Below are 6,777 nucleotides of genomic sequence, written 5' to 3' on the forward strand. Positions count from 1 at the left end.
AGCACTTCGGACGAACGCCAATTCCACCATCGTGTCGGGGTCGCCTCGAAGAGGCGAACCCGGAATGACAGTCTGCTGACTCAGACCGTCTTCTCCGGCCAGCGACAGAGATCGTTGATCAGGCACACCTCGCAGCGCGGCTTGCGCGCGAGGCAAGTATAGCGGCCGTGCAGGATCAGCCAATGATGCGCATGCAGCATGAACTCGGCCGGGATCACCTTTTCGAGACCGAGCTCAACCTCGAGCGGCGTCTTGCCGGGCGCGAGGCCGGTGCGATTGCCGACGCGGAAGACATGGGTGTCGACCGCCATGGTGTGCTCGCCAAAGGCCATGTTGAGCACGACATTGGCGGTCTTGCGCCCCGCGCCAGGCAACGATTCGATCTCGGCGCGCGTGCGTGGCACCTCGCCGCCGAACTCCGACAGCAGCTTCGCCGACAGCGCGATCACGTTCCTGGCCTTGGTGCGGTAGAGACCGATGGTCCTGATGTAGTCGCGCAAGCGCTCCTCGCCGAGGTCAAGCATCTTCTGCGGGGTATCGGCGACCTTGAACAATTCCCGCGTTGCCTTGTTGACCCCGGCGTCGGTTGCCTGCGCCGACAGCACGACGGCGACGAGCAGCGTAAAGGGATTGAGATGCTCGAGCTCCCCCTTCGGCTCCGGATTGGCCTTGCGGAAACGGCTGAAGACCTCGTGGATCTCCGCGGGCGTCCAGCGCTTAATCGCTTTGAGCGAGGTCTTCGCAGGCCGCTTCGGCTTGACCGTGGGCTTGGCCGTGGCCTCTTTTGCCTTTTTCTTCGGCACGGCCGGTTTGCGCGCGGCTGCCTTGCGGGTGATTTTCGCCATGATCGGGATATACTGAGGGACAATGAGCACAGGCAACGAAATTGAGCGCGAGAGCGAGGTGCCGATCTTCTCCGCGCTGCTGACGCCGCACCGCTCGCTGAACCGCACCGGCTTTCTTGCCGTGATGCTGTTTTTGAGCGTTGTCAGCTTTGCCACCGGAATCGTCTTCCTGATGATGGGGGCATGGCCGGTGTTCGGCTTCTTCGGCCTCGACGTGCTGGTGATCTGGTGGGCCTTCAGGGTCAATTTCCGCACCGCGCGGGCGAGCGAGGAGATCGTCATCACGCCGTCGGAGTTGCGCGTGCGGCGGGTGAGCCATCGTGGCCAGGTCGCCGAATGGGTGTTCAACCCGCTCTGGGTCCGCCTCGACCAGGACGTCGACGAGGAGTACGGCCTCGAACACCTCTACCTGATCTCGCGGGGCCGCTGCCTGTCGATCGGCGGGTTCCTGGGTCCTGAGGAAAAAGCCAGCTTTGCCAAGGCCTTAATCCAGGCACTGAACGCCGCCAGGCGCGGCCCGACCTACAACCCGGTCACCTGATTTGCGAGTCGGAAATCGGGTGGTTTCGAACCGCCCCCTCTCCTACATTTCCCGTTATGATGACACTCGCCATACATGACCAGCGCCTGGCCAGGCCGGGCTCCCAGAACGCGGCATTGCGCGACTACGATTCCGTGCGCCGGGCGATCGCCTTCATCTCGGAGAACTGGCGCGCGCAACCGACCATCGAGGCGATGGCGGATGCCGCCGGCGTCACGCCGGATGAATTGCACCATCTGTTCCGCCGCTGGGCCTCGATCACGCCAAAGGCCTTCATGCAGGCGCTCACCCTAGACCATGCCAAGGGCCTCTTGCGGGATTCCGCGAGCATCCTCGACGCCGCGCTCGACTCCGGCCTGTCGGGGCCGGGCCGGCTGCACGATCTCTTCGTCACCCATGAAGCGATGTCGCCGGGCGAATGGAAGAATGGCGGCGCGGGATTGACGCTGCGCTACGGCTTCCATCCCTCGCCCTTCGGCACCGCGATCGTGATCGCGACCGAACGCGGATTGTCGGGCCTCGCCTTCGCCGATCCCGGTGAAGAGATGGTCGCGCTTGCCGACATGACGCGGCGTTGGCCGAACGCCACCTATGTCGAGGACCACGAGGGCACGGCGCCGCTCGCGCAGCGCATCTTCGAGCCAAGGCTCTGGCGGCCCGACCAGCCGCTTCGCGTCGTGCTGATCGGCACCGATTTCGAGGTGCGGGTGTGGGAGACGCTGCTCAAGATCCCGATGGGACGCGCGGTGTCCTATTCCGACATCGCCTGCAACATCAACAATCCGAAGGCCTCGCGCGCCGTCGGCGCCGCCGTCGGCAAGAACCCGGTCTCCTTCGTCGTGCCCTGCCACCGCGCGCTCGGCAAAAGCGGCACGCTCACCGGCTATCACTGGGGTATCACCCGCAAGCAGGCGATGCTGGGCTGGGAAGCTGGGCGGTTGGGGGTGCAGTAGGCCCCACCTTGTAGGGTGGGCAAAGGCGCATAGCGCCGTGCTCACCACTCTTCCGCAATCGCTGGCGTATGGTGGGCACGCTGCGCTTTGCCCACCCTACGGCTCAGCGGCAGGGCCTACCCCGCCAGATCCAGCTTCGAGGCCACCGTCGAATCCGCGTTGAGCCGGTAGATGATCGGCACGCCGGTGGCGAGCTCGCGCTTCAGAATGCCTTCGGGCGACAGCTTCTCCAGCACCATGATCAGCGCGCGCAGCGAGTTGCCGTGGGCGGCGACCAGCGTGCGCTTGCCGTTGAGCACGCCGGGCAGGATCTCCTGCACGTAATAGGGCAGCGCGCGCGCCAGCGTGTCCTTCAGGCTCTCGCCGCCGGGCGGCGGCACATCGTAGGAGCGGCGCCAGACGTGGACCTGCTCCTCGCCCCATTTCTTGCGCGCGTCGTCCTTGTTGAGGCCCGACAGATCGCCATAGTCGCGCTCGTTCAGCGCGAGATCCCTGGCTGTCGGCAGGCCCTCCTGGCCGAGCTCGCCCAGGATGAGATCGAGCGTATGTTGTGCGCGCGTCAGGACGGAGGTGAAGGCGACGTCGAAGACGAGCCCTTGCGCCTTCAGCTTGCGGCCGGCTTCCCTGGCTTCCCTCACGCCGAGCTCGGTGAGATCAGGATCCTTCCAGCCGGTGAACAGGTTCTTCAGATTCCATTCGCTCTGGCCGTGGCGCACGAGCACGAGGAGACGTTCGCTCATTGACTGCTTTCCGTTACTTATTTCCGTTCAGATGTCGGCAAGACCGAGCACGTCGGCCATGGAGTAGTGCCCGGGGCTCTTGCCATGCGCCCACAGCGCTGCCTTCAGCGCACCATGGGCGAACAGCATGCGGTCCTCGGCATGATGCGACAGCGTCAGGCGCTCGAACGGCCCAAGAAAGCTCACGCTGTGATCTCCGGCCGCAGTGCCGCCGCGCAAGGACGCGAAGCCGATATTGCCGGGCCGCCGTGCGCCGGTGATGCCGTCGCGGCCGCGTTCCGAATGCTCGTCGAGCGAGACGCCGCGGCCCGCCGCAGCGGCCTGACCCAACATCAAGGCCGTGCCCGAGGGCGCATCGACCTTCATGCGGTGATGCGTCTCGACGATCTCGATATCGAAGTTCTGGTCGAGCGCCTTGGCGACGCGCTTGACCACGGCGGCGAGCAGGTTGACGCCGAGGCTCATATTGCCGGACTGCACGACGACGGCGCGGTTGGTGACGCTCTTGATCACGGCGTTGTCGGAGGCCGAAAGGCCCGTCGTGCCGATGACATGCACGAGGCCGCGCTGGGCGGCGATGGCGACATTGGCGATGGTCGCCGCCGGCACGGTGAAATCCAGGATGCCGTCGGCATCCTTCGACATCGCCCAGAGATCGGCGGAGAGTTGTATGCCGTTAGCCGGCAGGCCTGCGAGCACGCCGGCGTCCTTGCCGAGCAGCTCCGAGCCCGGCGCTTCCAGCGCACCCGCCAGCACCGCGCCTTCGCTCTCGGCAATCGCTCGCGTCAACGCACGGCCCATCCGGCCGCCGGCCCCTGCAACAATCAAGCGCATATCGGACATGGCTCACCTCTCCACGCCCTATAGCGGGAGCGAGCCGTTCCGGCAACCGATCCAAGCCTCTAACCGCCCCGGCGCAGCCGGATTCGCCGGCCGGAATCCGGAACTAGAGCACAAGCTCCAGCTCCTTCTTGAGCACGACCTGGCCGTCGCGCTCGACAACATAGGTGGCCTTGTAGGTGCCATGGTCCCAGCCGCCAGGGGGGCGCTTTTTTCCGGCAAACAGCATGATCTGCGCCTTGTTGCCTTGAAGTGGTGCGGCTCGATTTTCTGCAATGACATGTTCGAGCGGGTCCTTGACGACCAGCCATTGCGCGTCGCCTGCCTTCAGCCCGATCGCCCGCACGAACGCGACGATTGCCAGTGAGCTGGCTGATGGTCTCTCCCTCTCGGCGCTTCCGTCCTCGATCAGTTCCATCGTGACCGGACCGATCGTGAAGCCGCCATTGAGGATGGCTCGCTCCTGATACTCGAGCTTTGCGCGTACGGCCGGAAGCCACAGGGATTCACCGCCTTCACAGGAGTCGGGGCGAACGCCATAGGCAAAGGGATCGACGACTGCGCCGCCGTGCCTCACGGTGAAATGCAGGTGAGGATACTCCGTCAGGCCGGACAGACCGACACGACCGATCGGCTGCCCGATTTCGACCCTGTCTCCCGGCTTGACCAACACGCTGCCGGCGGCCAGGTGGCAATATTGGGTTTCCCATTGCGCCGGATGTTCGATGACGACGCCATTGCCACATTCGGCGTCGCGCACCGCTTCGCGCCCCGATTTTGCAAACGCACCGTCCGGCGCGTCGTTGCGTGTACGAAGAATGCGGCCGTTTGCCGCCGCGCGCACCTCGACGCCGGCCTTTTGCACCGCAAGTGAGGGCAAGCGAAAGTCGGTGCCGTTGTGGTCGTCGTAGGTCAGCGTCCCGCACTTGTAATCTCGCGCGGATCGAGATGGATCGAGATCGGTGTAGTTCTGGATGTAGCAGCTCCGGCCAGGCTCGCAGGCGATTGGAATTGCCAATTGAACGTTCTGGGCGTCGGCATGGAAGCCGGCCCCGGCAACCGTCACGACGGCGAACGCCCGGTAGAGAAAAGCTGCACGGCACATGCGACCCAGCATCACGGGAGCGCCTTAACTCAATCGAGCGAACGCTTGCCAGCCGTCCACAATCTCATTGGATCATCTTCCTCCGATGGACGCTCGGAGGCCACACGGCTCAATGATTTCTCGCGCCTGCCTGCGCCAAAAGGCGATTGGGTGAGATGGTACAGAAGAAAGAACTCCGACTGTCGATTGATCCCTAGTTTGAGCATGATCCTCTTGGTGTACGTTCGAACCGTTGCCTCGGTAAGTCGAAGCTCGGCCCCGATATCGCGCGGGCACTGGAATTGAAGGATCCGGGCGACAATCCTTTCCTCGGCCCAGTTCAACCCGAATGCGGATGCGATGCAGTGCGCGCCGTGCACTTCGTCGAATTGCGGCACGACGATCAAGGCCCTTCCCAACTCGTCCTGCGCTGGAACGACGCCGATCTTGGCGAAGGCGAATTGCTGACGATCCATCGAAAGCGGGACCGTGGTATTGAGCCATCCGTGGCCCCTGCTCTGAAGCAGCACATCGCGGATCGCCTCCCGCAAGCCCTCGGTTATGGAACCGCGTGAGGCAGCGAGCCTGCCGCCGTCCAGCCTCAGCAACTCGCGCTTGGCAAGCAGCACCCGTCCGCCTCGATTGACCGCGTGAACATGCAGGCTCTCGTCTGTAATGATGGCGGGAAAGGTCAGCTCTTCGAGCCAGATCTGAGCATCGACCCGTTCGACCGGCGATTGCCGGGCAAGCGAATGAGCTGCCTCCCACATCGGGCGCACGGCATGCGCCAAGCCCGGAATCTCGGCTGCGGCGAGCGCAGTAGGTCGCCAACCCGCCACGAATATGACAGTCGCCCGTTCGCGGGAAGCAAACCTGCCGATGACTGAATGACTCTCTGTCGAAGGTTGAGAGCCAATCAGCTTCCGCACGAACGCGGTCCGGGGATTGATCGGCTGCAGAGAGGTAACGTCCTCAGCCGTGCCCTTGCGCGCAATTCGCGCAACCACCGTCGTGGATGACGGATCGGCCGTGGCGTCACCGATTTTGACTTCTTCCAGCCCGGAGGAAGATATCATTGCGACATAGCAGCTCCTGCAATGGAGCAGCTCCGCCATGGCGTGCGCAAAATACTCCATCGCGGTCTGGTGCGGGTGCCGCTCCAAACATGGTGCTGATGCAGCACCTCCGTCATTACCCTGTGTCGAGGCGCGCTCGACGCAATCGAAACCAAAGCCATCCTGTCCGGAAGGTAGTGCTTTGCTGCACTCATGCACGGTCGCCTCCCTCGTAGGCCGGCCTACCCCTTACCAGCGTCTCAATTCTCCTTGAATGCACGATTGATGCGCAGCGTCATCGGCTGCAGAAGGTATTCCGCAAAGGTTCGTTCTCCCGTCTCGACAAACACCTCGACGGGCATACGAGCTATCGCTGAAACTTGGTGACGGCGGGAATCGGGAAGGCGGCATATCGTGGGGGTGCTTGACGCCTCCACTTCTCCACCGAAGGAGCGATATGCCGTGTCCAAAGATAACATCATCAAGCTGATTCAGCCAGGAAACGTCGACGATCAACTCACCGAAATCTTGCGCAATGGGGCGCGTGCTCTGTTGGCCCAGGCGGTCGAGGCCGAGGTCGCGGACTTTCTCGGCAAGCATGCCGATTTGAAGACTGCGGACGGCCACCAGCGCGTCGTGCGCCACGGTCACCTGCCGGAACGCGAGGTGATGACCGGTATCGGTCCGGTCGCCGTCCGCCAGCCGCGTGTACGCGATCG

General features: G+C 63.7%; 7 protein-coding genes and 1 pseudogene. 3 read left to right on the top strand and 5 right to left on the bottom strand.

All coding sequences use genetic code 11. The annotated features are described in order from the left end of the window. Window positions 1-80: 80 nt before the first annotated feature. Entirely contained in the window at window positions 81-845 is a 765-nt protein-coding gene (gene nth / locus K289_RS0103045; RefSeq protein WP_027550123.1) for an endonuclease III, read from the bottom strand. Between the two features lie 22 nt (window positions 846-867). Here nth and K289_RS0103050 point away from each other — a divergent pair, with 22 nt between their 5' ends. Next, entirely contained in the window at window positions 868-1,386 is a 519-nt protein-coding gene (locus K289_RS0103050; protein WP_027550124.1) for a DUF2244 domain-containing protein, read from the top strand. A gap of 56 nt (window positions 1,387-1,442) precedes the next feature. Next, window positions 1,443-2,339, top strand: a complete 897-nt coding sequence (locus K289_RS0103055) for a bifunctional helix-turn-helix domain-containing protein/methylated-DNA--[protein]-cysteine S-methyltransferase (protein WP_027550125.1) — start codon at window positions 1,443-1,445, stop codon at window positions 2,337-2,339. A 116-nt stretch (window positions 2,340-2,455) separates the two neighbouring features. Here K289_RS0103055 and K289_RS0103060 read toward each other — a convergent pair whose 3' ends face one another. From K289_RS0103060 to K289_RS0103075, 4 genes are all read right to left on the bottom strand, one after another. Continuing rightward, window positions 2,456-3,079: a 2,3-bisphosphoglycerate-dependent phosphoglycerate mutase gene (locus K289_RS0103060; RefSeq protein ID WP_027550126.1), complete on the bottom strand. Its 624-nt coding sequence runs from the start codon at window positions 3,077-3,079 to the stop codon at window positions 2,456-2,458. A gap of 27 nt (window positions 3,080-3,106) precedes the next feature. Continuing rightward, entirely contained in the window at window positions 3,107-3,922 is an 816-nt protein-coding gene (gene dapB / locus K289_RS0103065; RefSeq protein ID WP_027550127.1) for a 4-hydroxy-tetrahydrodipicolinate reductase, read from the bottom strand. A 103-nt stretch (window positions 3,923-4,025) separates the two neighbouring features. Then, window positions 4,026-5,036 carry a M23 family metallopeptidase gene (locus K289_RS0103070; protein ID WP_245283834.1) on the bottom strand — a complete coding sequence of 337 codons (1,011 nt, stop codon included), beginning with the start codon at window positions 5,034-5,036 and terminating at the stop codon, window positions 4,026-4,028. A gap of 17 nt (window positions 5,037-5,053) precedes the next feature. Further along, window positions 5,054-6,277, bottom strand: a complete 1,224-nt coding sequence (locus K289_RS0103075) for a helix-turn-helix transcriptional regulator (RefSeq protein WP_027550129.1) — start codon at window positions 6,275-6,277, stop codon at window positions 5,054-5,056. A 195-nt stretch (window positions 6,278-6,472) separates the two neighbouring features. Between K289_RS0103075 and K289_RS0103085 the strand changes: the two are divergent. Beyond that, window positions 6,473-6,777: pseudogene (locus K289_RS0103085) on the top strand (IS256 family transposase); the annotation flags it as partial.

Source organism: Bradyrhizobium sp. Cp5.3, assembly GCF_000426265.1.
Taxonomy (GTDB): Bacteria; Pseudomonadota; Alphaproteobacteria; order Rhizobiales; family Xanthobacteraceae; genus Bradyrhizobium; species Bradyrhizobium neotropicale.

Coding starts and splice junctions, on each gene's coding strand:
- nth (WP_027550123.1), bottom strand. CDS start 845: ATGGCGAAAATCACCCGCAAGGCAGCCGCGCGCAAACCGGCCGTGCCG.
- K289_RS0103050 (WP_027550124.1), top strand. CDS start 868: ATGAGCACAGGCAACGAAATTGAGCGCGAGAGCGAGGTGCCGATCTTC.
- K289_RS0103055 (WP_027550125.1), top strand. CDS start 1,443: ATGATGACACTCGCCATACATGACCAGCGCCTGGCCAGGCCGGGCTCC.
- K289_RS0103060 (WP_027550126.1), bottom strand. CDS start 3,079: ATGAGCGAACGTCTCCTCGTGCTCGTGCGCCACGGCCAGAGCGAATGG.
- dapB (WP_027550127.1), bottom strand. CDS start 3,922: ATGTCCGATATGCGCTTGATTGTTGCAGGGGCCGGCGGCCGGATGGGC.
- K289_RS0103070 (WP_245283834.1), bottom strand. CDS start 5,036: ATGCTGGGTCGCATGTGCCGTGCAGCTTTTCTCTACCGGGCGTTCGCC.